Source organism: Ramlibacter aurantiacus, from assembly GCF_016722895.1.
GTDB lineage: Bacteria > Pseudomonadota > Gammaproteobacteria > Burkholderiales > Burkholderiaceae_C > Ramlibacter > Ramlibacter aurantiacus.
The window spans coordinates 58,724-83,375 of the sequence record NZ_JAEQNA010000004.1 but is presented as its reverse complement, the minus strand read 5'-3'; the positions used below and the strand labels follow the sequence as shown (position 1 = coordinate 83,375).

Below are 24,652 nucleotides of genomic sequence, written 5' to 3'. Positions count from 1 at the left end.
GATGTTGACCAAGAAAGAGCAGCGGCTGCGCCGCGCCCGCCAGACCCGCATCCGCATTGCCCAGCAAGGCGTTGCGCGTCTGACCGTCAATCGCACCAACCTTCACATTTACGCTGCCGTCCTCTCCGAAGACGGCAGCAAGGTCCTGGCTTCCGCTTCGACGGCCCAGGCCGATGTGCGCGAGTCGCTCGGCGGCTCCGGCAAGGGGGGCAACACCGCCGCCGCCCAGGTCGTCGGCAAGTTGATCGCCGAAAAGGCCAAGGCCGCGGGTGTCGAGAAGGTTGCATTCGACCGGTCGGGTTTTGCCTATCACGGCCGCGTCAAGGCGCTGGCCGAGGCGGCCCGCGAAGCCGGCCTGCAGTTCTAAACGGACACGGATACACACATGGCAAAAGTTCAAGCGAAGACCCAGGGTGACGGTCCGGAAGACGGCCTGCGGGAGAAGATGATTGCGGTCAACCGCGTCACCAAGGTGGTCAAGGGCGGCCGGATCCTCGGCTTCGCCGCGTTGACTGTGGTGGGCGACGGCGACGGCCGCGTCGGCATGGGCAAGGGCAAGTCCAAGGAAGTGCCGGCGGCCGTGCAGAAGGCGATGGAAGAAGCCCGCCGCAACATGACCAAGGTGCAGTTGAAGAACGGCACCATCCACCACAACGTGGTGGGTCACCACGGTGCCGCCCACGTCATGATGGCGCCCGCTCCCAAGGGTACCGGCATCATCGCCGGCGGCCCGATGCGCGCGGTGTTCGAAGTCATGGGCATCACCGATATCGTGGCCAAGAGCCACGGTTCGACCAACCCGTACAACATGGTCCGCGCCACCTTCGATGCGCTGCGCAACTCCACCACCCCGGCGGAAGTGGCAGCCAAGCGCGGCAAGTCGGTCGAAGACATCTTCGCCGCCTGATGGGAGACCCCGACATGGCCAACCAACAAACCGTCAAGATCCAGCTGGTCCGCAGCCCGATCGGCACCAAGGAGTCGCACCGCGCCACGGTGCGCGGCCTGGGCCTGCGCAAGGTGAACAGCACGAGCGAACTGGAAGACACGCCCGCAGTGCGCGGGATGATCAACAAGGTCGCCTACCTGGTGAAGGTGCTCTGATATGGAACTCAATAACCTCAAGTCCGCCCCCGGCGCCCGCAAGGCGCGCCGACGCGTGGGCCGCGGTATCGGCTCGGGCCTGGGCAAGACCGCTGGTCGCGGCCACAAGGGCCAGAAGTCGCGCGCGGGCGGCTACCACAAGGTCGGCTTCGAAGGCGGGCAGATGCCGCTGCAGCGGCGCCTGCCCAAGCGCGGCTTCAAGTCGCAGAAGCTGAAGTACAACGCCGAGATTTCGCTGGCAACCCTCGACCAGCTGGGCGCTGCCGAAGTCGACCTGCTGTCCTTGAAGGCAGCCGGCCTCGTGCCGGAGCTCGCCAAGGTGGTCAAGGTCATCAAGACCGGCGAAATCAGCCGCGCCGTGAAGCTGACCGGTATCGGTGCCACCGCAGGTGCCAAGGCGGCCATCGAGGCCGCTGGCGGCAGCTTGGCCGAGTGATCCAGGAAGAGGTAGCAATTCGTGGCAACTAGCGCAGCCCAGATCGCCAAGACCGGGAAGTTCGGCGACTTGCGTCGCCGGCTGGTCTTCCTGTTGCTGGCGCTCGTGGTCTATCGGATCGGTGCACACATTCCCGTGCCCGGCATCGACCCCGGCCAGCTCCAGGCGCTGTTCCAGCAACAGGGCGGCATCCTGAACCTGTTCAACATGTTCTCGGGTGGTGCGCTCTCGCGCTTCGCGGTGTTCGCGCTGGGGATCATGCCGTACATCTCGGCCTCGATCATCATGCAGCTGCTCACCTATGTCGTCCCGACACTCGAGCAGCTGAAGAAAGAGGGCGAGGCGGGCAGGCGCAAGATCACGCAGTACACGCGCTACGGCACCTTGGGTCTCGCGATCTTCCAGTCGCTGTCCATCGCGATTGCGCTGGAGTCGTCGGCCGGTCTGGTTCTGAACCCCGGCTTCGGATTCAGGATGACGACGGTGGTGAGCCTCACGGCCGGCACCATGTTCCTGATGTGGCTGGGCGAACAGATCACCGAACGCGGTCTTGGCAACGGCATCTCGATCCTCATCTTCGCCAGTATCGTGGCCGGCCTGCCGGCTGCCGTGGCGGGGCTGCTGGAGCTGGTGCGCACCGGGGCCATGAGCATCCTGGTCTCGCTGCTGATCGTCGCCCTGGTGGCCTTGGTCACCTGGTTCGTGGTGTTCGTCGAGCGAGGCCAGCGCAAGATCCTCGTCAACTATGCGCGGCGGCAGGTAGGCAACAAGGTGTACGGGGGCCAGTCCTCGCACCTGCCACTGAAGCTGAACATGGCTGGCGTGATCCCGCCGATCTTCGCCTCGTCGATCATCCTGCTGCCGGCGACGGTGGTGGGCTGGTTCTCGGCGGGTGAGGGCATGCGCTGGCTCAGGGACATCGCGGCGACGCTGTCGCCGGGACAGCCGATCTACGTGATGCTCTATGCGGCGGCCATCATCTTCTTCTGCTTCTTCTACACCGCGCTGGTGTTCAACAGCAGGGAGACGGCGGACAACCTGAAGAAGAGCGGCGCGTTCATTCCGGGCATTCGTCCGGGTGACCAGACGGCTCGCTACATCGACAAGATCCTGGTGCGCCTCACGCTGGCGGGAGCCGTCTACATCACGGCCGTCTGCCTGCTGCCGGAGTTCCTGATCCTTCGCTACAACGTGCCGTTCTATTTCGGTGGCACGTCCTTGCTGATCATCGTGGTCGTCACGATGGACTTCATGGCTCAGGTGCAGAACTACCTGATGTCGCAGCAGTACGAATCGCTGCTGAAGAAGGCCAACTTCAAGACCACCTTGGGCGGCTGAACCACGGTCCCCGCCGCAGAGTATTTAGGAGAAAACCAATGAGAGTTTCGGCTTCCGTCAAGAAGATCTGCCGCAACTGCAAGATCATCCGTCGCAAGGGCGTTGTCCGCGTGATCTGCACCGATCCGCGCCACAAGCAGCGCCAGGGCTGACGACAACGTTTCAGGAAAGACGCACATGGCACGTATTGCTGGCATCAACATTCCGCCGCACCAACACGCCGAGATCGGCCTGACGGCCATCTTTGGCATCGGCCGTACCCGGGCGCGCAAGATCTGCGAAGCCTGCGGCATCGCCTACTCCAAGAAGGTCAAGGACCTGTCGGACGCGGACCTCGAGAAGATCCGCGACCAGATCGCCCAGTTCACCATCGAGGGTGACCTGCGCCGCGAGACCACGATGAACATCAAGCGCCTGATGGACATCGGGTGCTACCGCGGTTTCCGCCATCGCCGCGGCCTGCCGATGCGCGGCCAGCGCACGCGCACCAATGCCCGCACCCGCAAGGGTCCGCGCAAGGCGGCTCAGGCTCTGAAGAAATAAACGGGAAAGAGATTCGATATGGCCAAGGCTCCCGCCAGCAACGCCGCGCAACGTGTGCGCAAGAAGGTTCGCAAGAACGTGTCCGATGGCATCGCGCACGTGCACGCATCCTTCAACAACACCATCATCACGATCACCGATCGCCAGGGCAATGCGCTGTCCTGGGCCTCCTCCGGTGGCCAGGGCTTCAAGGGTTCGCGCAAGTCGACTCCCTTTGCTGCACAGGTGGCCTCCGAAGTGGCCGGTCGCGCTGCGATCGACCAGGGCATCAAGAACCTGGACGTCGAGATCAAGGGTCCCGGCCCGGGTCGCGAGTCGTCGGTGCGTGCGCTGGCTGCCCTGGGCATTCGCATCACCTCGATCGCCGATGTGACGCCGGTGCCGCACAACGGTTGCCGGCCTCAGAAGCGCCGTCGCATCTGATCCTCGATCAGGTCGATTCGGCTCACCCACCAAGACCACCGCCGGCCTCTCCGGAGGATCGGCTCCCGCGGCAATAGGCCGCGGCAGTCTCGAGCAACAAGGATTCACAAGTGGCACGTTATCTCGGCCCCAAGGCCAAACTATCCCGCCGCGAAGGCACCGACCTGTTCCTGAAGAGCGCCCGCCGTTCGATCAGCGACAAGGCGAAGTTCGACTCCAAGCCCGGCCAGCATGGCCGCACCTCCGGCCAGCGCACCTCCGATTTCGGCCTGCAGCTGCGCGAGAAGCAGAAGGTCAAGCGCATGTACGGCGTGCTCGAGAAGCAATTCCGGCGCTACTTCGCCGAAGCCTCGCGCCGCAAGGGCAACTCGGGCGCCAACCTGCTGTCCATCCTCGAGTCCCGCCTGGACAACGTGGTGTTCCGCATGGGTTTCGGGTCGACTCGCGCCGAAGCTCGCCAGTTGGTGTCGCACAAGGCCATCACGGTGAACGGCCAACCGGTCAACATCCCCTCCTACCTGGTCAAGGCAGGTGACGTGGTCGCCGTCCGCGAGAAGTCCAAGAAGCAGAACCGCGTGGTCGAGGCCCTGCAACTGGCGCAGCAAGTCGGCATTCCGGCCTGGGTCGAGGTCAACGCCGACAAGGCCGAGGGCACGTTCAAGAAGGTGCCGGACCGCGACGAATTCGGTGCGGACATCAACGAATCGCTGATCGTCGAACTGTATTCGCGCTAAGCGACCGTCGAGGCTGCGCCGCCTGGCCAGCCTCGGCCCAAAGTTTTTTGGTACCTGTCAGGCCCGCATCCCTGGCAGGCGCTTCACCAGCCTTACCGGTGTAACGAGCCGGGGGTATTGAGAGGAAGTCCTGCATGCAAACCAATTTGCTGAAACCCAAGTCCATCAACGTGGAGCAGCTTGGCCCCAACCGTGCCAAGGTCACGCTGGAGCCGTTCGAGCGTGGCTATGGCCACACGCTGGGCAATGCCCTGCGGCGCGTGCTGCTGTCCTCGATGGTCGGGTATGCGGCAACCGAAGTCACCATTGCCGGTGTGCTTCACGAGTATTCCTCGATCGATGGCGTCCAGGAAGACGTCGTGGCGATCCTGTTGAACCTCAAGGGCGTGGTGTTCAAGCTCCACAACCGCGACGAGGTCACGCTCTCGCTGCGCAAGGACGGTGAAGGTCCCGTCACAGCCGCCGACATCCAGACGCCGCACGACGTCGAGATCATCAACCCGGACCATGTCATCGCGCACCTGTCGCAGGGCGGCAAGATCGACATGCAGATCAAGGTCGAGAAGGGTCGCGGCTATGTGCCCGGCACGATGCGCCGCTATGCCGACGAGCCCACCAAGTCCATCGGCCGGATCGTCCTCGATGCCTCGTTCTCGCCCGTCAAGCGCGTGAGCTACACGGTCGAGAGCGCACGGGTCGAGCAGCGCACCGACCTGGACAAGCTGGTCGTCGAGATCGAGACCAATGGCGCGATCACGGCTGAAGACGCCGTGCGGGCTTCGGCCAAGATCCTGGTCGAACAGCTCGCTGTGTTCGCGCAGCTCGAGGGCAGCGAACTCGCCGCCTTCGACCAGCCGGTGCAGCGCACCTCGCAGCAGTTCGACCCGATCCTGCTGCGTCCGGTCGACGAGCTCGAGCTCACGGTCCGTTCGGCCAACTGCCTGAAGGCCGAGAACATCTACTACATCGGTGACCTGATCCAGCGTACCGAGAACGAGCTGCTCAAGACCCCCAACCTCGGTCGCAAGTCGCTCAACGAGATCAAGGAAGTGCTCGCCTCGCGCGGTCTCACCTTGGGCATGAAACTCGAGAGCTGGCCTCCGGCCGGCCTCGACAAGCGTTAAGAGAATCGAGGAGGGGCATGTGCCCCTCCGGATGGTGAACTGGCAGTACCTGATCCGGCTGCCTTTGATCGATAAGGAAAGGAACACACCATGCGTCACGGACACGGCCTTCGCAAACTCAATCGCACCAGCGAGCATCGCCAGGCGATGCTGCGCAACATGATGAACTCGCTGCTCGAGCACGAAGTCATCAAGACCACGGTGCCCAAGGCAAAGGAACTTCGTCGCGTCGTCGAACCGATGATCACGCTGGCCAAAGAGCCCACGGTCGCCAACAAGCGACTGGCCTTCGACCGCCTGCGCAATCGCGACATCGTGACCAAGCTGTTCGCCGAACTGGGCCCGCGCTTCAAGGAGCGTCCGGGTGGCTACACGCGCATTCTGAAGATGGGCTTCCGCGTGGGCGACAACGCCCCCATGGCCTTGGTCGAGCTGGTGGATCGCCCCGAACCCACCGAAGGTGAAGAATCTTCGGCAGCTGAGTAAAAAGAGCCTTTCAAGCCCCTATAATCTCGAGTTCTGACGCGCGGTGGAGCAGCCTGGTAGCTCGTTGGGCTCATAACCCAAAGGTCGCAAGTTCAAATCTTGCCCGCGCAACCAATTCAAAGCCGGTCGATTCAATCGACCGGCTTTTTTCTTGCCAGCCAGAAACAACGCCCAGCGGGTAACGGGCGGATGGCGGGCTTCGCGATCGGGTCAGGTCAATGCCGGGGCACCGGCAGCGCGCCCGGTGGTCAGCAGACCAGGTCTTCGATGACGAGGAATCGGTAGCGCTGTCCGTACGAGCAGTGCGTGTCCTTCAGCAACTCAACCACGTGGTGAGAGGTGAGCTTGGCGCCCGCGTGCACGATGAGGGCGTGGTGCCCCTGATGGGCGAGTCGCCGCAGGTGCTGCGCAGTTTCGGCCTCGGTGCCGACCGATGGCAACAGCACGTCGGGGTGGTCCTGGCACAAGCCCTTGATCTCCCGCTCGAATTCCTCCGGAGTCGCGACCGACAGATCGTCCTCCGAAACGCCGTCCTGTCGCAGCAGGTCCGCTGCCATCAGAACGTCCTGCTCCGTCGGGAACATCAGGACGATGTGTCCGCGCGGATAGAAGACGCCACGCATCGTCGTCATGCCGGAAGAGAGGCTGAAGTGCTTCATCCGAACCTCCAAAGGCGAACCCTGAGACACACAGCATAGGCCTGTGCCGTCCCGCGCTTCGCAAGACCCTTCCGGCGACCCCGGAAGCGTCGCATCGACCGCGCCTGAGCCTGCTGCTGAATTTGCAATGTGGCGCGGCGGGATGTACAAGTGAATCTCTGCACTATCGCGTGCGAAGGAGGCTGCCATGCACAGGCCCCTGCGTTTGCGTGCCGCGTCCGCCCGTCCGGGGCTCTGTCGAACGCGGGCCTAGCCATGGCAATCGCGATCGTTCTGGTGGTGCTGGCCCTCGGGTCGGTCCTCTTCCACTTCCTGAGCCCCTGGTACTTCACGCCCATCGCATCGAACTGGGGCGCGATCGACACCACGATCGCGATCACCTTCTGGGTCACCGGCGTGGTCTTCGTCGCCGTGAACCTGTTCATGGCCTGGGCCCTCGTGCGCTACCGGTACCGCCGCGAAGGACGGGCCGCCTACGAGCCTGAGAACAAGAAGCTCGAATGGTGGCTCCTCGTGCTCACCGGTGGCGGCGTAGCCGCGATGCTGGCGCCGGGCCTGATGGTCTGGGCCGACGTGATCGGCGTGCCGAAGGATGCGCAGGTGGTGGAGGTGGTCGCCCAGCAATGGAGCTGGAGCTACCGGCTCCCCGGCAAGGACGGCCAGCTGGGCCGGGTGCATGCGAGGCTGGTGACGGATGCCAATCCCTTCGGCCTGGACCGCCACGATCCCCATGGTCGTGACGACATCCTCGTGGCCGGCCCCGAGTTGCACGTGCCCCTCGGTCAGCCGATCAAGCTGCTGCTGCGGTCCAAGGATGTCCTGCACAACTTCGGCGTGGCCCAGCTGCGGGTGAAGATGGACCTGGTCCCGGGCCAGGTCACCTACACCTGGTTCACGCCCACGCGGACCGGCTCGTACGACCTCCTGTGCGAAGAGCTGTGCGGCGTCGGTCACTTCGCGATGCGGGGTCGCGTCGTGGTGGATGAGCCCGCCGTCTATGGCGAATGGCTGGGTCGGCAGACCACGTTTACGCAATCCGCCGACCGCCCGGCCGGCAGCGTCTCGGCCGGCCGGGCGCTGTACGCGAGCTGTGCCGCCTGTCACGGCGCGAACGGCGAGGGCAACGTGGCGCTCCATGCGCCTCGCCTGGGCGGGCAGCCCGCGTGGTACCTCGCGCGCCAGTTGCAACTGTTCAAGGCCGGTGCGCGCGGCACGCACGAGCAAGACACCTTCGGAAAGATGATGGCGCCCATGGCGGCCACGCTGCCCGACGACCAGGCCATGGCCGACGTCGCTGCCTACATCGCCGCACTGCCCGAGGCGCCACGAACGGCCACCATCCAGGGCGACCTCGACCGGGGACGACGCCTTTACGCGACCTGTGCGGCGTGCCACGGTGCCGACGGGCGCGGCGTGGCAGCGACCCATGCGCCGCGGCTGCAGGGCATGAGCGACTGGTACATGGCGCGGCAGTTGAAGAACTTCCGCGACGGGGTGCGGGGCGGGCACCCGCAGGACACCCACGGTGCGCAAATGGCCCTGATCGCCGCCATGCTGAACGACGACGCGGCGATCGGCGACACGCTGGCCTACATCAACTCGCGCTGACCACGGAGACCGCCCCATGAGCAGCCATGTCGCGCACGACGAAACCGGCTTCGCGCCGCCGGCCGAAATTCCCGAGGCCGAGCTCTATCACCCGAAGACGTTCATCGGCAAGTACATCTGGAGCCAGGATGCCAAGGTGATCGCGATCCAGTACGCGCTCACCGCGATCGGCATCGGCCTGGTGGCGCTCGTCTTCTCGTGGCTCATGCGCCTGCAACTCGGCTTCCCCGGCCGCGTCGCGTTCATCAACCCGTCGACCTACCTGCAGCTGGTGAGCATGCACGGGATGATCATGGTCGTGTACCTGCTCACCGCCTTGTTCCTGGGCGGCTTCGGGAACTACCTGATCCCACTGATGGTGGGCGCCCGTGACATGGTGTTCCCCTACCTGAACATGCTGAGCTACTGGATGTACCTGCTGGCGGTCATCCTGCTCGTGGCCAGCATGCTCGTGCCGGGTGGTCCCAGCGGGGCAGGCTGGACCATGTACCCGCCTCAGGCCATCCTGGAGGGCACGCCCGGCGCGAGCTGGGGAATCATCCTGCTGCTGGTCTCGCTCCTCGTCTTCGTGGTCGGGTTCACCATGGGTGGACTGAACTACGTGGTCACGGTGCTCCAGGCGCGCGCGCGTGGCATGACGCTGATGCGCATGCCGCTCACCGTCTGGGGCATCTTCATGGCGACCATCCTGGCGCTGCTCGCCTTTCCGGCGTTGTTCGTGAGTGCCGTCATGATGCTGCTGGACCAGACCTTGGGGACCAGTTTCTTCATGCCTTCGCTGGTGTCCCAGGGAAAGCAGCTGGCCTACACGGGCGGAAACCCGCTGTTGTTCCAGCACCTGTTCTGGTTCTTCGGCCACCCGGAGGTCTACATCGTGGCCCTCCCGGCCTTCGGCATCGTCTCGGACCTGATCAGCACCCACGCCCGCAAGAACATCTTCGGCTACCGGATGATGGTCTGGGCCATCCTGGTGATCGGTGGCCTCAGCTTCGTCGTGTGGGCGCACCACATGTACGTCAGCGGCATGAATCCCTACTTCGGCTTCTTCTTCGCGACCACCACGCTGGTGATTGCAGTACCCACGGCCATCAAGGTCTACAACTGGGTGCTGACCCTCTGGCGCGGCAACATACGCCTCACGGTGCCGATGCTGTTCGCCATCGCCTTCATCTTCACCTTTGTCAACGGCGGCCTCACTGGCCTCTTCCTGGGCAATGTCGTGGTCGACCTGCCGTTGTCGGACACCATGTTCGTCGTCGCACACTTCCACATGGTCATGGGCATCGCCCCGGTGCTGGTGGTGTTCGGCGCCATCTACCACTGGTATCCGAAGATCACGGGTCGGATGCTGGACGACCCGCTCGGCAAGCTGCACTTCTGGGTGACTTTCGTCGGCACGTACGCGATCTTCTATCCCATGCACTACCTGGGCTTCATGGGCGTCCCGCGGCGCTACTACGCCATCGGCGGAACGAGCTTCATCCCGGAGTCGGCCCACCTGCTCAACGCCTGGATCTCCATCGCGGCCTTCGTCGTGGGCGCGGCGCAGCTCGTCTTCCTCTACAACCTGGTGGCCAGCTATTTCCGCGGCAGGCCCGCCGGTGGCAACCCCTGGGGCGCCACGACACTGGAGTGGCAGACCTCCGAAACACCCCCGCGGCACGGCAACTTCGGCAAGGAACTGCCGGTGGTGTATCGCTGGGCCTACGACTACGGCGTGCCGGGCGTGCAGGCCGACTACATCCCGCAGAACGTGCCGCCGTCGGAGGTGGCTGACGCCGCCTGGGTGAAGGGCGAGCGGGCCGCCGGAGCCTAGCGACATGACCATCGGAATGGTCTTCCTCACGCTGCTGATGGCCGTCATCGTCGGCTGGCTGCTGCGCCATACCGTCAACGTGCAGCCCTGGGGCCCGGAGGCGCCGACGGACGCCGCGCCGCGGGCGGAGCTGGCGCTTCCCGCGGCGCGCGCCGGCCTGTGGGTGTTCCTGGGCGTGGCCAGCTCGCTGTTCGTGCTGTTCGTCAGCGCCTACGCCATGCGACTGGGCTTCGCCGACTGGAGCCCGATACCGCGCCCGCGCTTGCTTCAGCTGAACACGGTCCTGCTGGCCGCCGCGAGCCTGGCCATGGCGGCCTGCGTACGCGCGGCACGCCGCGGCGATGAGGCCGCGCTGCGCCGGGGGCTGCTGGCCGCTGGCGTGCTCACCACCGCCTTCCTGGCCGGCCAGCTCGTGGTCTGGAAGCAGTTGCACGAGGCGGACTATTTCGCGACCCGCAGCGCCGCGGCCGCGTTCTTCTACCTGTTCACCGCCGTGCACGGTCTGCACGTGGCGGGGGGGCTGGTCGCCTGGGCGCGCACCCTCTACCGCGCCGGCCGCGCCCGCGGTACGCGCGAGGGAAGGCTGGCGGTGGAGCTGTGCGCGACCTACTGGCATTACCTGCTCGCCGTCTGGCTGGTCCTGTATGCCCTGCTGGTGTCCGAGGACCTGGGGCTGGCGATCTGTTCCACCACGCCCCTGTGACGGGCGGACCGGCGTGCGTTCACGGAGGCCTGCACCATGAGCTCGATACCGGCAACGACAGCGACAACGACGCAGACCTCGGCTGCAGCCGGCCCCTGGCGCAGCGTCGTCGCGGACGTGTCGTCGGACCAGCGCGCCTTCAAGGGCGTTCCCTGGGCCAAGCCGATGATGTGGATCTTCCTGGTCAGCGACACCTTCGTCTTCGGCACTTTCCTCATCTCCTACATGACGGCGCGCATGTCGACCGTCGTGCCGTGGCCGAACCCGAGCGAAGTGTTCTCGCTGACGATGTTCGGCACGCAGGTCCCGCTGCTGCTGATCGCCATCATGACCTTCGTCCTGATCAGCAGCAGCGGCACGATGGCGCTGGCCGTGAACTACGGCTATCGCCGCGACCGCCGGCGCACCGCCGCGCTGCTGCTTGCCACGGCGGTGCTCGGTGCCGCCTTCGTCGGCATGCAGGCCTTCGAGTGGGCCAAGCTGATCTCCGAAGGGGTGCGGCCCTGGGCCAATCCGTGGGGCGCCGCCCAGTTCGGCTCGTCGTTCTTCATGATCACCGGCTTCCACGGCACGCACGTGACCATCGGCGTGGTCTTCCTGCTGATCGTCGCCCTGAAGGTGGCCCGCGGCGACCTCGAGGGGGAGCGCCCGGGCTTCCTGACCGGGCGCCGCGGCAACTACGAGATCGTCGAGACCATGGGCTTGTACTGGCACTTCGTCGACCTCGTCTGGGTCTTCATCTTCGCCTTCTTCTACCTCTGGTAGGACGGGAGCATTCCATGGACACGGGCAGTCATCCGACACACGCCGCGCACGGCGGCACCGCCGCCGACGCACATGGGCAGGGTCAGCAACACCCGCTGGGCGTGTACTTGAAGATCTGGGGATTGCTGTTCGTCCTCAGCGCGGCTTCATACATGGTCGACTACTTCCAGCTGCAGGGCCTGCTGCGCTGGTCGCTGATCATCGTCTTCATGCTGCTGAAGGCAGGGCTGATCGTTGCGGTCTTCATGCACATGCTGTGGGAGCGGCTGGCGCTGGTCTATGCCGTTGTCGTGCCGCCCTTGCTGCTGGTCACGCTGTTGGGCATCGGCGCGCTGGAAGCCGGCAATACGCGGGTCACCCGGGGCGGTTTCTCTGCCGTCGCGGCCGAGCAGGCCACCCCCCCACAGGCCGCGCCGCACCGGTAGCCCGGGGTGGCGCCCGCCTCTCAGGGGGACACCCGGTCGGGCCTGTCCTCCGCCTGCGCGTGTGCCAAGGGAGCTTCGCGCGACAGGAACAGCCGGCTCATCATCTCGCGCAGCCACCGGTTGGCGGGGTCTCGCATCTGCCGTTCGTGCCAGTGCTGCTTGACCACATAGTCGGGCAACTCGAACGGCACGTCCCAGGCGGCGATGCCCTTGTCGCGCGCCATGATCAGCGCGGCGCGGCGCGGCAGCGTGCAGATGTAGTCGGTCGTGCCGACGATCGTCGCCAGTCCGAGGAAGTTGGGAATGCGCACCTTCACCGGCCGATGCACGTTCAAGCTCTGCAGTGTGCGCTCGAGGATCAGATGCCCGGTGCCGGACGTCACCACCACCACATGGCCTTCGGCCTTGAAGGCGTCTAGCGTCGGCGCGTCGCGGATGCGCGGATGGTCGGATCTTGCCAGGCAGGCGAAGCGCTCGCGGAACAGCGCCTGTTGATAGAAGCCGGCGGGAAACTGGGGCGCGAAGCCCACCACCAGGTCGAGCTCGCCGGACTCCAGCAGCTGGGGGGCACGGTCGGTGATGTTGCTCATCTCCACGCTGGCATGCGGCGCGGCCACCGCCAGTTCGTTCAGCAGCCGCGGCAGCAGCACGATCTGGCCGATGTCGGTCATCGCGATGCGGAAGGTGGTGTCCGTGGTCGCCGCATCGAAGCTCAGGCGGTAGGACAGCGTGCCCTCCAGCGCCGCGATGGCCGCCTGCACATTGGGCAGCATGCCCTCGGCCTGGGGGGTTGGCCGCATGGTGTGCCCGATCCGCACGAACAGCGCGTCATCGAACTGGCGGCGCAGCTTGGCCAGCGCGATGCTGATCGCCGGCTGCGTCAGGCCGAGGCGTTCCGCGGTCTTCGACAGGCTCCCGCTCTTGTAGATCTCATCGAAGACGCGCAGCGTGTGCAGGTCGATGTTGGCCATGGTTCATGATCGCATAAGCCTCCCTTAGTCCATCCATAAGGCGCATTGGCTGGCTTGATCGGGGGGCGGCCCCTAAGCTGCCGCATCCCACTAGCAAGCAACAGGAATCCATGATGGAGACAAGTGCAGGCGGGCCGCTCCTGATCGTGGGCGGCGGCATCGGCGGCTGCGCGGCCGCGCTCGCGCTGGCCCGGCGCGGCTTCGAGGTGACGGTGCTGGAGCAGTCAGCCGAGCTCAAGGAGATCGGCGCCGGCATCCAGCTCGGCCCCAACGCGTTCCGCGTGTTCGATGCGCTCGACCTGCGCGAGGCCATCGAGCGCGTCGTCGTCTATCCCGACGGCCTGGTGATGATGGACGCGCTCAGCGGCGAAGAGGTCACGCGCATCGGCCTGGGCCAGCCCTTCCTGGAGCGCTTCAAGCAGCCCTACGGCGTGATCTACCGGGCCGACCTCCACCAGGTGCTGGTGGACGCCTGCCGCGCCGAGCCGGCCATTCGCCTCCTCACGGGCCAGAAGCTGGTCGACTTCGAGGACGACGGCCGCCGCGTGCGGGTCACCACCGAGGCGGGCGCCACGCACGTGGGCGCTGCGCTGATCGGCGCCGATGGGCTGTGGTCGCGAATCCGCGAGAAGGTCGTCGGCGACGGCAAGCCGCACGTCTCCGGCCACATCGCCTACCGCGCCGTGCTGCCCGCCGCCGAGGTGCCCAGCCACCTGCGCTTCAACGACATGACGCTGTGGGCCGGCCCCAAGCTCCACCTGGTGCAGTACCCGCTGCGGCGCGGCGAGTTGTTCAACCTGGTCGCGGTCTTCCACAGCGACCGATACGAGGAGGGCTGGGACACCTACGGCGACCCGGCCGAGCTGCACCAGCGCTTCAGCGCCGCCTGCGAGCCGGTGCAGCAGCTGCTGTCCAAGATCGAGACCTGGCGCATGTGGGTGCTATGCGACCGCGAGCCGGTGTCCGACTGGAGCCAGGGCCGCGTCACGCTGCTCGGCGATGCCGCGCACCCCATGCTCCAGTACATGGCCCAGGGCGCCTGCATGGCGATGGAAGACGCGATGGTGCTGGCGCAACGCGCCGACCAGCATCGTGCCGACCTGGCGCAGGCCTTCCTGGCCTACCAGGCCGACCGTTCCGTGCGCACATGCCGCGTGCAGCTCACCGCCCGCCTGTATGGCGCGGCCTACCATGCGGAGGGCCCGGTGCGCGAGCTGCGCAACCAGTTCCTGCGCAGCCGCACCCCGGAGCAGTCGCGCGAGAGCCTGGCCTGGCTGTACGACCCGATTTGAAGAAACCCCAGGAGACCTTATGAAACTGTGCCGCTTCAACGATGACCGGCTGGGCGTGGTGCTCGGCGACGAGTTGGCCGACGTCACCTCCGTGCTCGACGAGCTGCCGGCGGTGCGCTATCCGCTGCCGCGCCACGACCCGCTCATCGCCCATCTGGCCACGCTGCGCCCGCGTCTCGAAGCGGCCGTGGCGAACGCGCCTCGCGTGCCGCTGGCCGGCGTGCGCCTGCTCAGTCCCGTGGCCAACCCCGGCAAGCTGGTGGCCGCGCCCGTCAACTACGTCAAGCACCTGCAGGAGGTGCTGGGTGACGCCAACCTGCACCACAACAACCAGATCAGCGAAATCCAGCGCGCGGGGCTCTTCCTCAAGGCCACCAGCTCGCTGGTCGGCGCCAGCGAGGGCGTGCCCATCATCCACCCCGACCGCCGCACCGACCACGAAGTCGAGCTGGCTGTCGTCATCGGCCGCACCGCCAAGAACGTGGCCGCCGCCGACGCCTTGTCCTATGTGGCGGGCTACACCATCGGGCTGGACATCACCATCCGCGGCCCGGAGGAGCGCAGCATGCGCAAGTCGCCCGACGGCTACTCGGTCCTCGGGCCCTGGCTGGTCACGGCCGACGAACTCGCCGACACGGGCGCGCTCGCCCTCGAGCTCAGCGTCAACGGCCAGTCGCGCCAGCGATCCAACACCGCCGAGCTGATCATCGACGTGGCCGGCCTCATCGAATTCGCCACGCGCTTCTACACCCTGCACCCGGGCGACGTGATCTACACCGGCACGCCCGAAGGCGTTGGTCCGGTCAAGCCTGGCGACACCATCGTCGCGCGCATCGAGGGCATCGGCGAACTGCGCGTGGCGGCGAGGTAAGCCCATGCCCGCCGACGCCCCAGAGAACCCGCGGCAGGCGTTCTACCGCCGCATCGACAGCCGCCATCTCGCGCCCCTGTGGGAGGTGCTGGCCGCGCTGGTGCCGCCGCAGCCGCGCAGCATCCTGGAGCCGGTGCACTGGTCCTTCGCCGAGGTGCTGCCCCACCTGGAGGAGGCCGGCCGCCTGATCAGCGCCGAGGAAGCCGAGCGCCGCGTGCTGGTGCTGGAGAACCCGGCCCTGCGCGGCAAGTCGCAGATCACCCGCTCGCTCTACGCCGGCATCCAGCTGCTGCTGCCCGGCGAGGTGGCCCACAGCCACCGGCACACGGCCACTGCCATCCGGCTGGTCATCGAAGGGCGCGGCGGCTTCACCTCGGTGGACGGCGAACGCACGCCGATGGAGGCGGGCGACTTCATCATCACGCCCTCGGGCACCTTCCACGACCACTCCAACCCGGGCAGCGAACCCGTGGTCTGGCTCGACGGGCTCGACGTGCCCATGATCCAGATGTTCGAGGCCGGCTTCAGCGAGCGCAACCCGGATCCCCACCAGCTGCTGGACCGGGCCGACGACGAGTCGATGGACCGCTACGCGCACAACATGCGCCCGGTGGGCGTGCCGGGCCCCGCGCGCAATCCGCTGTTCCGGTATCCCTATGCCCGTACCCGGGCGGTGCTGCAGCGCATGGCCGAGCGAGCGCCCGCGCATCCCTGCCACGGGCACAAGCAGGAGTTCGTCGACCCGACCACCGGCGGCCCCGCCACGCCCACGATGGCCGCCTTCATGCAATGGCTGCCGCGGGGCTTCCGCGGCGCCGCGCACCGCGCCACCGACGGCACCGTGTTCTGCGTCGTCGAGGGTGAGGGCGCCTCGCTGGTCGGCGAGCGGCGCATCGAATGGAAGCCGCACGACGTCTTCGTCGTGCCCTCCTGGGTGCCGGTGAGCCACGAGTGCGACGGCGACGCCGTGCTGTTCTCGTTTTCAGATCGACCGGTGCAGCAGGCCCTGCGCATCTGGAAAGAGGCGTAGGGAAAGCCGCCCCGGCCACCACGGAACCGGCTTTGCCGGGCCGCCGGTGGCGCCCCCTCGAGGGGGAGGCGCCGCAAGGCGCTTCGGGGGTCTGATCTCAGTCGATGCGGATCTGCAGCTTCTCGATCAGCGGCTTCCAGCGCGTGATGTCGGCGTCCACCACGGACGCGAACTCGGCCGGCGTGCTGGCGATCACCTCCATGTAGTTGTCGCTGAGGATCTTCTTCGTCTCGGGCGCGTTCAAGGCCGCGTTGATCTCGCGCCGCATGCGGGCGGCCACGTCCGCCGGCACCGATGCCGGCGCGACGATGCCCAGCCAGTTCGAACCATCGATGTCCAGTCCGTTCTCCTTCAGGGTCGGTACGTTGGGCAGCAGGGTCGAGCGCTTGTCGGCCGCCACACCCACCAGGCGCACCTTGTCGTCCTTCACGAACGCCATCACGCCGGCGGCCGGCAGGAACGCGAAGTCCACGTCGCCCCGCACCATGGCCACCAGGGTGGGCGCCGCGCCGTTGTAGACCACGTTCTGGATCGAGGAGCCCACCTGCGCGGCGAAGGCTTCCGCCAGCAGGCGGCCCAGCGACGCGGCGCCGGCCGAGGCGCTGTTGTACTTGCCCGGGTTCTTCTTCACCAGCGCCACCAGCTCGGGGAGGTTCCTGGCCTCCAGGTGCTTGCCGATGATCAGCACCGTGGGCTGCTGCACCGCGTTCGTGATCAGCTGAAGATCCTTCTTCGCGTCGTAAGGCATCTTCTTCATCATCAGCAGGTTGGTCGTCAGCGGCGCCGGGTAGGCCACGCCGAGCGTGTAGCCGTCGCCGGCCGACTTGGCCACCTGGTCGATCCCCAGGGAGCCGCTGGCGCCGGGCTTGTTCTCGATCACCACGCTCTGGCTGATGCGCGGCTGCAGCGAATTGCCCAGCAGGCGCGCGAAGATGTCGGGCGACGACCCCGGGCCGGTGGGCACCACCAGCTTCACCGGCTTGGCCGGCCAATCCTGTGCGTAGGCCATCGGGGCCGCCACGGCCAGGCTCAGCGCCGCGATCGCGGCGCGCGTGAACATCTTCATGCTTGTCTCCTTGGGTCTGTCGAACGAAATGGGTCTGAGGATCAGGTCGATGCCGCCTGGCGCGCCGCTTCTTCAGCGGCGATCCGTGCGGCCAGCACGCGACGGATGCGGATCGCGCCGGCGTCGCTGGCCAGCAGCACCGGCTTGAGCGCCAGCAGGTCGGTCATCCCGCCCATGCTTTGCTGCTGTGCCTCGATCATGGGCGCGTCCTCGCCGTGGAAGGCCTCCTGCTGCCACCGCCGGATCGATTCGTCGGCGGCGGGGTCGCCCACCTTGAAGTCGCGCACGTGGCAGTAGAAGTAATGCGTGGATGTCTCGGTCTCCGGCGTGAACAAGTGGGTGCCGATCGCGTTGATGCCTTCTCCACGGCTCTTCCCGGCATAGGTCACGCCGGCGTCGAGCCGGATGTTGCCCGGCGCATTCCAGGTGATCTCGGTCCAGCGGTCGACGACGGCATCGGAGTCCCCGAGATACCGGCCGTACATGGGTGGCACCGGGATCGAGGGATACCAGAACCGGCTGTGCACCACGTCCCCCACCTGCGTCACCTCGTGCTCGCCGCGCGGGTTGTCGATGCCCAGGTTGCTGCGGTGCAGGATGTGCGTGTGGCTCAGGTCCGCCAGGTTGTCCACCAGCAGCTCGTAGTGCGCCTTCACATGCTTGTAGCCCGGCACCTTCGATTTGCTCGCGTCTTCCAGGTAGCTGAAGTCGGGGATCAGCGCCGGATCGGCCTCGGCCGCATCGCCGCCCCACCACCACACGATCTGGTGCTTCTCGTGCACGGCGTAGGTCTTCACCTTGGCGTTGCGCGGCAGCTTGCCGTCGAAGGGATTGCCCACGCAATCGCCGCGGGTGTCGAACTGCAGGCCGTGGTAGCCGCACTGCACCGTGTCGCCCTCCAGGCGGCCCAGGTGCAGCGGCACGAAGCGGTGCGGGCAGCGGTCCTGCATCGCGACCACCTGCCCGTCCTCGCGCCGGAACATCAGCACCGGCTCGCCCAGGATCGTCCGGTGGAACAGGTCGCGCCCGATCTCGCTGGTCCAGGCGGCCACATACCAGGTGTTGCGCAGGAAAGCCATGGTGTCGAGTCTCCGGTTCATGAACTCAGGTGGGCCAGGCGCGGGAACAGCGCCAGCGCGTTGTTTCGGAAGGTGCCGGCGATCGCCTCGGCGTCGAGCACGCGCGAGCCGGCCACCGCGTCGGTCGTGGCCTGCACCACGGTCTCGGGGCAGTAGGGCCAGTCGCTGCCGAACAGGATGTGGTCGGGGGTGGTGACCTCGCGCAGCGTGGCCAGCACCGGGTCGCCAGCGGCTTGCGCGGTGTCGTACCAGAAGCGGCCGATCTCCCCCAGGATGCTGGCGCCGGTGTGCTCGGCGAAGCGCTTGTCCACCAGCGGCGCCACCGACAGGCGCCAGGCGAGGTAGGGCAGCGCGCCGCCCGCGTGGCTCAGGATGAAGCGGATGCGCCGGAAGCGGGCCGTGGCGCCCGACACCACCAGGTGCGTGGTCGCCCGCGTCGTATCGATCGGGAACTCGGTCAGGAAGCCCGGCAGCGCCCACTGGATACGCCGGCTGCTGGGGTGGAAGTTGGGATGCAGGAACACCACCGCCTCGCGCTCGTCCAGCAGCTGCAGCACCGGCTCGAAGGCCGCATCGCCGATGAAGCGCTCGCCGTAGCTGGCCAGCAGGCATACGCCGTCCAGCTTCAGCACGTCCAGCGCGTGCTCGATCTCGCGCAGGGCGCCGTCCACGTCGGGCATGGGCACGGTGGCGAAGGCGCCGAAGCGGCTCGGCCAGCGCTGCATCAAGGCCGCGGCGTCCTCGTTGCACTCCCGGGCCAGCGCGCGCGCCGCCGCGTCGTCGCCGAAGTGCACGCCCGGCTGCGAGATCGAGGTGATGGCGGTGGCGATGCCGTGGCGGTCCATCACCTCCAGCGACAGCTCGGGCGTCCACCGCGGAAATCCCGACGCGATGGTGGTGCCCAGCCCGGCGGCGGCGGCGGCCCGCTTGAAGCCTTCCGGCACGGGATGGAAATGGACGTCGATCCGGTCGCTCACGGTGTCTCCTCGGTGTTCTCTAGGGTGCGGGTGGGATGCGGGCAGGCAGGTTAGCGGCGACCGCCAGCCGGCGCGAGTGCGCCGGCCTTATGTTGTCCATAAGGCTTGCTCATTGGAAGCCCCTGGCCGTGGGCCATAAACAAATCGGAGGCCCCGGCACCCGGATGCATTGGTCAGGCCCTGGCGGCGCTGCCATCCTTGCCATCGTTCCCCTCCCCGCGCGCCAACCGCACACAGCCATGACCCGACCCCTCCGAAGCAACCTCCAGCCCGGCTCCACCTTGTGGGCCGGCCGCCGCGCCCAGTGGCGGGCGCTGGGTCTGAACGACGAGGAGCTCACCAGGCCCAAGATCGCGGTGGTGAACTCGTCCTCGAAGCTGTCGAGCTGCTTCTCGCACCTCGACGAGGTGGCGGCCGAGGTCTCCAAGGCCATCCGCGAGGCCGGCGGCGTGCCCTTCGAGATCCGCACCGCGGCCTCGAGCGACTTCATCACCAGCGCCGGCTGCGGCGGTAGCTACATCCTGCCCACACGCGACCTCATCGCCAACGACATCGAAGTGGCCGTCGACGGCGCGCTGCTCGACGGCATGGTCTGCCTGGCCTCGTGCGACAAGACCACGCCCGGCCAGCTCATGGCCGCGGCGCGCATGAACGTGCCGGCCCTCATCGTCAGCTGCGGCTACCAGCAGACCGGCGAATACAAGGGCGAGTCGGTCGACATCGAGGAGGTCTTCCTTCGCGCCGGCTACATCGCCAGCGGCGGCATCACGGTCGATGAGCTGGCCAACCTCGCGGACAACGCCGTGCGCAGCCCGGGCGTGTGCGCCGGCATGGGCACCGCCAACACCATGCACATCGCCGCCGAGTCACTCGGCATGAGCCTGCCGGGTTCGGCGCCGGTGCAGGCGCTCAGCGACAAGATGTTCGACAACGCCCGCGCCTCGGGCCGCCGCATCGTCGAGATGGTGTGGCAGGACCTCAAGCCGCGCGACGTGCTCACTGCCGGCGCCTTCCGCAACGCCGCCATCGCGGTGCTCAGCGTCAGCGGCTCCATCAATGCCGTGAAGCACCTGCAGGCCGTGGCCGTGGAAGCCGGCCTGGACATCGACCTCTACACCGTTTTCGACGAGTGCGCCCGCACCACTCCGCTGCTGGCGGCGGTGCGTCCCAACGGCCACGGCACCATCGCCGAGTTCGAGCAGGCCGGTGGCGCGCTCACCCTGCTCAAGCGGCTGGAGCCGCTGCTCGATCGGGAGGTGCTCACCGTGAGCGGCCGCAGGGTCGGCGAGGTGCTGGCCGGCGTGCAGCCCGGTGCGCCGGGTGCCATCGCCACCCTGGAGCAGCCGCTCTCGCGCGTGCCCTCGCTCAACATCGTGCGCGGCAGCCTGCTGCCCGGCGGCGGCATCGTCCGCATCGGTGGCACCGAGGGCCGCACCATGCGCTTTCGTGGTCCGGCGCAGCTTTTCCATTCACGCGACGAGGCGCTCGCGGCCATCAAGGCGGGCCAGGTTCGTCGCGGCTCGGTGGTCGTGCTGCGCGGCCTGGGCGTGCGCGGCGGCCCCGGCATGGCGATGACCTCGGCCGTCGTGTTCGCGCTCGACGGCGCGGGTCTGATCGACGACGTGGCCGTGATCACCGAGGGGCAGCTCTCCGGCCTGGTCAACAAGGGCCTGGTCGTGGGCGAAGCCTCGCCCGAGGCGGGCGACGGCGGCCCCATCGGCCTGATCAACGAAGGCGACGAGATCGAGATCGACGTCGAACGGCGCATCGTCGACCTGCACGTCCCCGAGGAAACCCTGCAGCAGCGTCGGGCCGAAAAGCGAGAATTCGGCGTGCCGGTGCCGCGCGGCTGGCTCACCATCTACCGCGACAACGTCGGTCCCGTGCACGAGGGGGCGGTGCTGCGCAACTCGACCCGCTGAAGACGTTTTCGCATTCCTTGACCCACATCAACCATCGGAGACAAACGATGAAACTCAACCGACGTCAACTGCTCGCCGTGGCCGCCGCCGCGACCACTCCCCTGCCGTTCGCGGCCATGGCCCAGGGCGCCACCAGCAACTGGCCGAACAAGCCCATCCGGCTGATCGTGCCCAACGTGCCCGGTGGCGGCATCGACATCCTGGCGCGCCTGATGCAGGGCGAGCTGCAGAAGATCTGGGGCCAGAACATCATCGTGGAATACAAGCCGGGCGCCGGCACCGTGCTGGGCACCGACTTCGTCGCCAAATCGGCGCCGGACGGCTACACGCTGGGCATGGTGGTCACCTCGCACGTGATCAATCCCAGCCTGCGCAAGTCCATGCCCTTCGACACGCTCAAGGACCTGGCCGGCGTCGGCATGACCGCGGTCTCGGGCATCGTCCTGGTGGCCTCGCCCAAGACACCGTTCAACAACCTGCGCGAACTGATCGCCTATGCCAAGGCCAATCCGGGCAAGCTGAGCTACGCCACGCCCGGCGCGGGCAGCTCCATGCACCTGGGCGGCGAACTGCTCAAGCAGCAGGCCGGCATCGAGATGGTGCACATCCCCTACAAGGGCAGCGGTGGCGCCTACCCGGACGTGTCCGACGGCCGGGTCGAGCTGCTGATCGATCCGCTGTTCGCCAGCATGCCGCACATCAAGAGTGGCCGCCTCAAGCCCATCGCGGTCCTGAGCGCCAAGCGCGACCCCAGCGCACCCGACATCCCGGCTTTTGGCGAGGTGCTGCAGGGCTTCAACGTGCAGAGCATCAACGGCCTCGTCGTGCCCGCCGCCACGCCGCGCGAGCTGGTGCGCAAGATCAGCGACGACGTCGCGAAGGCGCTGCGCACCGAAGACCTGAAGAAGCGGCTGCTCGACATCGGCCTCGAGCCGATCGGCTCCAGCCCCGAGCAGTTCGACCAGTTCGTGCGCGACGAGCTCAAGCGCTGGGAAGCCGTGGTCCGCAAGGCCAACATCAGCATCGACTGAGGCCGGGGAGAGCGACATGCCATTCACCATCAAGCCCGTCACCCCCACGTTCGCCTGCGAGCTGATCGGCGCCGACCTGCGTGTCGAATCCACCCCGCAGATGGCCGAGGCCACCATGCAGGCGATGGACGCCTATGGCGTGTCGGTCTTCCGCGACCAGCAGATCGGCGACGAGCAGCAGATCGCCTTCAGCCGCCTGTTCGGCCCCCTGGAGAGCTCGCCCCACTTCGGGCGCGGCAGCCAGGAGGTCGTGCGCATGAAGTACCCCGAGCTGTTCGATGTCTCGAACCTGGACGAGAACAACCAGATCCTGGAAGACAGCGACCGCCGCCGTGCCTACCGCAACGCCAACCTGATGTGGCACACCGACAGCTCGTTCCAGCCCGGCGGCGCCGGCTACTCGATCCTGTCGGCGCGCGTCATCCCCGGCGCGGGCGCCGACACCGAGTTCGCCGACATGCGCGCCGCCTACGACGCGTTGCCGTCGGACATGAAGCGGCGCATCGAGGGCCTGGTGGTCGAGCACTCGGCGTTCTACTCGCGCAAGCTGGTGGGCTTCGAGTTCACCGAGGAAGAACTCCAGCGGCGCCGTCCGACCAAGCAGTTCCTGGTGCAGACGCATCCGCGCTCGGGTCGCAAGTCGCTGTTCCTGGCCTCGCATGCCTCGCATGTGGTGGGCATGCCGGTGGAAGAGGGCCGCGCCTTGCTGAAGGAGCTGACCGAGTTCGCCACGCAGCCGCAGTTCGTCTACCAGCACAAGTGGCGCGTGGGTGACCTGCTGCTGTGGGACAACCGCTGCACCATGCACCGGGCGACACCGTTCGATGACTTCAGCGAGCGTCGGGATTTGCGGCGCACGACGGTGGTGGGGGATCTGCCGCTGGTGGAGATGGCGGAGGCTTGAAGAACGGGCGTTCGTGCCCCGGTGCTCAGCCCATGCCCGCAGGGCGCCAGCATGCCCGTTCGTCCCTGCAATGGCTTCGCGGCTCGCGCTGATCCCTGCTCAAGCTTGTTCAGGGCCCGTGTGAACAGGCTTCGTTCAGGAGCCTAGTTCGAGCCTTCGGTTGTGGCGCGGGCATTCGGTGCCACATAGCGCTGATCGGGGTGGTTTTCCATCTCTGGAATGGTGTAGGCCAGGAGTCCCTCGGCCACCATCGGACTCAGCAGTTCCCGGACGAGGTGTTTATGGTCCTGCCGCCCCAGAAGGGTCGCAAGCTCTCTGGCGCTCAGGGGCTTCCAGGCGCAAAGCTCAACCAGAAGAGCTTGCATGGCCTGCCGGCGCGGCTTGGTTCCGGGCGCGGGGAGACGTTGCCGCAGCGCCTCCGGCAAGGCGCCTGGGCCGATTGCTGGCTGGAGGGTATTCGCCCCAGCCTGGGGGGTATTTGCCGACGCCTGGTGTGTATCAGGCGATGAGCTGGTGGGGATTTGGCCTTGCGATTGGCGGAAGTCAGCCGCACGCTCGTACGCCGGTCCTGCAACGTAGTAAGTACGGTTGCCGCTCCCCTTCATCGAGAGCAAGCCCAGATCCCGCAGGCGACGCAGGTGGACCGACGCATTGAGCGTATCGGTCCGATTGATGTGGCGGTATGCCGCGTTATTGATGGCGCCCAGTTCCCGAACAAAGACCAGGGCACGGGCCTCCTCGTCGGAGAGCGCCTCGCTCGTCAATGCGCGCAGCCACGCCAGGTCTTCCGGCACGAGGAAGTGGTGGAACAGGAACGTCGCGACGAACTGGTCGGGACGACGGGTGGACTCGAATGTCGGCGGCAGCAAGTCGTGCGCCTGCATCAGTTCGCGCATGGCGCGGATGCCGCTCCCTTTGGTCTCCGCGACGTTCACTTCGTGCAGCACGGCGGCGATGCGCGGGTTGCGGGTTTCGCTGCCCGGCTCGCCGAGCTGCTCCTCCGCCTTGATCGAGTGGCCGGGGTTCCGCACCTCCAGCCGGTTGGCATAACGGATGATCTGGATTGCACCGTGGATACGGTAGCTCCGGTGCATCACTGCATTGACGATGGCCTCCCGGATCACGCGCAGCGGCAGCGCCGGTTCGTCTTCTCGGCTGAGCGCGCCTTCCGGCAGCGAGAACGATTGCATCAGTTCGTCGCGGACGGCAGCCTCCGCGCGACGAATGGCGGTGAGCATGGGCGCGCGGATTTCCAGTGTGTCGAATCGATGGTTCGGGTCTTCCACCCACTGCCGACCCGGCACGCGGATGTAGTCGATGCGCATCATGGGAAAGCAGCGCCGCA

At 66.9% G+C, this 24,652-nt stretch carries 28 protein-coding genes and 1 tRNA gene; 23 read left to right on the top strand and 6 right to left on the bottom strand.

The features are described from left to right. Nucleotide 1: 1 nt before the first annotated feature. The 12 genes from rplR (at nt 2) to JI739_RS12255 (ending at nt 6,302) form a co-directional block, all read left to right on the top strand. Nucleotides 2-367 carry a 50S ribosomal protein L18 gene (gene rplR, locus JI739_RS12310; protein ID WP_201684209.1) on the top strand — a complete coding sequence of 122 codons (366 nt, stop codon included), beginning with the start codon at nt 2-4 and terminating at the stop codon, nt 365-367. Nucleotides 368-385: 18 nt separating this feature from the next. Next, the gene (gene rpsE / locus JI739_RS12305; RefSeq protein ID WP_201684208.1) at nt 386-907 is read left to right on the top strand and encodes a 30S ribosomal protein S5; all 522 of its coding nucleotides are present in this window, start codon (nt 386-388) and stop codon (nt 905-907) included. A gap of 14 nt (nt 908-921) precedes the next feature. Beyond that, nucleotides 922-1,104, top strand: coding sequence for a 50S ribosomal protein L30 (rpmD, locus tag JI739_RS12300; RefSeq protein WP_201684207.1), 183 nt, complete (start codon nt 922-924; stop codon nt 1,102-1,104). A gap of 1 nt (nt 1,105) precedes the next feature. Further along, a complete protein-coding gene (rplO, locus tag JI739_RS12295) occupies nt 1,106-1,540 on the top strand; it encodes a 50S ribosomal protein L15 (RefSeq protein ID WP_201684206.1) in 435 nt (144 codons plus the stop codon). A gap of 21 nt (nt 1,541-1,561) precedes the next feature. Beyond that, nucleotides 1,562-2,878, top strand: a complete 1,317-nt coding sequence (gene secY / locus JI739_RS12290) for a preprotein translocase subunit SecY (RefSeq protein WP_201684205.1) — start codon at nt 1,562-1,564, stop codon at nt 2,876-2,878. Nucleotides 2,879-2,916: 38 nt separating this feature from the next. Continuing rightward, nucleotides 2,917-3,030, top strand: a complete 114-nt coding sequence (gene rpmJ, locus JI739_RS12285; RefSeq protein WP_011481465.1) for a 50S ribosomal protein L36 — start codon at nt 2,917-2,919, stop codon at nt 3,028-3,030. A gap of 25 nt (nt 3,031-3,055) precedes the next feature. Then, entirely contained in the window at nt 3,056-3,421 is a 366-nt protein-coding gene (gene rpsM, locus JI739_RS12280; RefSeq protein WP_013902953.1) for a 30S ribosomal protein S13, read from the top strand. Nucleotides 3,422-3,439: 18 nt separating this feature from the next. Next, on the top strand, nt 3,440-3,844 hold the full coding sequence (gene rpsK, locus JI739_RS12275; protein WP_201684204.1) for a 30S ribosomal protein S11: 405 nt from the start codon (nt 3,440-3,442) through the stop codon (nt 3,842-3,844). Nucleotides 3,845-3,954: 110 nt separating this feature from the next. Next, the gene (rpsD, locus tag JI739_RS12270) at nt 3,955-4,578 is read left to right on the top strand and encodes a 30S ribosomal protein S4 (RefSeq protein WP_201684203.1); all 624 of its coding nucleotides are present in this window, start codon (nt 3,955-3,957) and stop codon (nt 4,576-4,578) included. 134 nt (nt 4,579-4,712) lie between these two features. Continuing rightward, complete coding sequence (locus tag JI739_RS12265) at nt 4,713-5,702, top strand: DNA-directed RNA polymerase subunit alpha (RefSeq protein WP_201684202.1); 990 nt, start codon at nt 4,713-4,715, stop codon at nt 5,700-5,702. A gap of 90 nt (nt 5,703-5,792) precedes the next feature. Then, nucleotides 5,793-6,188 (top strand): 50S ribosomal protein L17, encoded by a 396-nt coding sequence (gene rplQ, locus JI739_RS12260; protein ID WP_201684201.1) that lies wholly within the window; start codon nt 5,793-5,795, stop codon nt 6,186-6,188. A gap of 37 nt (nt 6,189-6,225) precedes the next feature. Beyond that, nucleotides 6,226-6,302 (top strand) — tRNA-Met (locus JI739_RS12255). Nucleotides 6,303-6,436: 134 nt separating this feature from the next. Here the strand turns inward: JI739_RS12255 and JI739_RS12250 are convergent. Then, nucleotides 6,437-6,847 carry an RNA-binding protein gene (locus JI739_RS12250; protein WP_201684200.1) on the bottom strand — a complete coding sequence of 137 codons (411 nt, stop codon included), beginning with the start codon at nt 6,845-6,847 and terminating at the stop codon, nt 6,437-6,439. Between the two features lie 255 nt (nt 6,848-7,102). Here JI739_RS12250 and JI739_RS12245 point away from each other — a divergent pair, with 255 nt between their 5' ends. Genes JI739_RS12245 through JI739_RS12225 form a run of 5 tightly spaced genes read left to right on the top strand, consistent with a single transcriptional unit; the run spans nt 7,103 to nt 12,164 of the window. Further along, nucleotides 7,103-8,455 (top strand): c-type cytochrome, encoded by a 1,353-nt coding sequence (locus JI739_RS12245; protein WP_201684199.1) that lies wholly within the window; start codon nt 7,103-7,105, stop codon nt 8,453-8,455. A 16-nt stretch (nt 8,456-8,471) separates the two neighbouring features. Further along, nucleotides 8,472-10,271, top strand: coding sequence for a cytochrome c oxidase subunit I (locus JI739_RS12240; protein WP_201684198.1), 1,800 nt, complete (start codon nt 8,472-8,474; stop codon nt 10,269-10,271). A 4-nt stretch (nt 10,272-10,275) separates the two neighbouring features. After that, nucleotides 10,276-10,974 (top strand): cytochrome c oxidase subunit 3, encoded by a 699-nt coding sequence (locus tag JI739_RS12235; protein WP_236589527.1) that lies wholly within the window; start codon nt 10,276-10,278, stop codon nt 10,972-10,974. 36 nt (nt 10,975-11,010) lie between these two features. Continuing rightward, nucleotides 11,011-11,739 (top strand): heme-copper oxidase subunit III family protein, encoded by a 729-nt coding sequence (locus JI739_RS12230; RefSeq protein WP_201684197.1) that lies wholly within the window; start codon nt 11,011-11,013, stop codon nt 11,737-11,739. Between the two features lie 14 nt (nt 11,740-11,753). Further along, nucleotides 11,754-12,164, top strand: a complete 411-nt coding sequence (locus JI739_RS12225) for a cytochrome C oxidase subunit IV family protein (protein WP_201684196.1) — start codon at nt 11,754-11,756, stop codon at nt 12,162-12,164. A gap of 20 nt (nt 12,165-12,184) precedes the next feature. Here the strand turns inward: JI739_RS12225 and JI739_RS12220 are convergent, their stop codons facing one another. Continuing rightward, entirely contained in the window at nt 12,185-13,135 is a 951-nt protein-coding gene (locus JI739_RS12220) for a LysR family transcriptional regulator (RefSeq protein WP_201684195.1), read from the bottom strand. A gap of 113 nt (nt 13,136-13,248) precedes the next feature. Here JI739_RS12220 and JI739_RS12215 point away from each other — a divergent pair, with 113 nt between their 5' ends. Genes JI739_RS12215 through gtdA form a run of 3 tightly spaced genes read left to right on the top strand, consistent with a single transcriptional unit; the run spans nt 13,249 to nt 16,328 of the window. Further along, the gene (locus JI739_RS12215; protein WP_354003721.1) at nt 13,249-14,427 is read left to right on the top strand and encodes a 3-hydroxybenzoate 6-monooxygenase; all 1,179 of its coding nucleotides are present in this window, start codon (nt 13,249-13,251) and stop codon (nt 14,425-14,427) included. Between the two features lie 19 nt (nt 14,428-14,446). After that, a complete protein-coding gene (locus tag JI739_RS12210; RefSeq protein ID WP_201684193.1) occupies nt 14,447-15,298 on the top strand; it encodes a fumarylacetoacetate hydrolase family protein in 852 nt (283 codons plus the stop codon). Between the two features lie 4 nt (nt 15,299-15,302). Next, nucleotides 15,303-16,328, top strand: a complete 1,026-nt coding sequence (gene gtdA, locus JI739_RS12205; protein ID WP_201684192.1) for a gentisate 1,2-dioxygenase — start codon at nt 15,303-15,305, stop codon at nt 16,326-16,328. A gap of 97 nt (nt 16,329-16,425) precedes the next feature. On the opposite strand, the gene JI739_RS12200 is transcribed toward gtdA, so the two are convergent. From JI739_RS12200 to JI739_RS12190, 3 genes are read right to left on the bottom strand one after another with little or no spacing between them, the layout of a single operon-like run. Beyond that, complete coding sequence (locus JI739_RS12200) at nt 16,426-17,394, bottom strand: Bug family tripartite tricarboxylate transporter substrate binding protein (RefSeq protein WP_201684191.1); 969 nt, start codon at nt 17,392-17,394, stop codon at nt 16,426-16,428. 41 nt (nt 17,395-17,435) lie between these two features. Beyond that, on the bottom strand, nt 17,436-18,494 hold the full coding sequence (locus tag JI739_RS12195; RefSeq protein WP_201684190.1) for a Rieske 2Fe-2S domain-containing protein: 1,059 nt from the start codon (nt 18,492-18,494) through the stop codon (nt 17,436-17,438). After that, nucleotides 18,491-19,450, bottom strand: a complete 960-nt coding sequence (locus JI739_RS12190) for an amidohydrolase family protein (RefSeq protein ID WP_201684189.1) — start codon at nt 19,448-19,450, stop codon at nt 18,491-18,493. The genes JI739_RS12195 and JI739_RS12190 overlap by 4 nt, the downstream gene beginning before the upstream one ends. Nucleotides 19,451-19,689: 239 nt before the next feature. On the opposite strand from JI739_RS12190, the gene ilvD reads away from it, so the two are divergent. From ilvD to JI739_RS12175, 3 genes are read left to right on the top strand one after another with little or no spacing between them, the layout of a single operon-like run. Further along, entirely contained in the window at nt 19,690-21,372 is a 1,683-nt protein-coding gene (gene ilvD / locus JI739_RS12185; protein WP_201684188.1) for a dihydroxy-acid dehydratase, read from the top strand. Nucleotides 21,373-21,419: 47 nt separating this feature from the next. Then, nucleotides 21,420-22,403, top strand: coding sequence for a tripartite tricarboxylate transporter substrate binding protein (locus tag JI739_RS12180; RefSeq protein WP_236589525.1), 984 nt, complete (start codon nt 21,420-21,422; stop codon nt 22,401-22,403). Nucleotides 22,404-22,419: 16 nt separating this feature from the next. Next, the gene (locus JI739_RS12175; protein ID WP_201684187.1) at nt 22,420-23,307 is read left to right on the top strand and encodes a TauD/TfdA dioxygenase family protein; all 888 of its coding nucleotides are present in this window, start codon (nt 22,420-22,422) and stop codon (nt 23,305-23,307) included. A 143-nt stretch (nt 23,308-23,450) separates the two neighbouring features. Here JI739_RS12175 and JI739_RS12170 read toward each other — a convergent pair whose 3' ends face one another. Next, nucleotides 23,451-24,635: an ATP-binding protein gene (locus JI739_RS12170; RefSeq protein ID WP_201684186.1), complete on the bottom strand. Its 1,185-nt coding sequence runs from the start codon at nt 24,633-24,635 to the stop codon at nt 23,451-23,453. Nucleotides 24,636-24,652 lie beyond the last annotated feature (17 nt).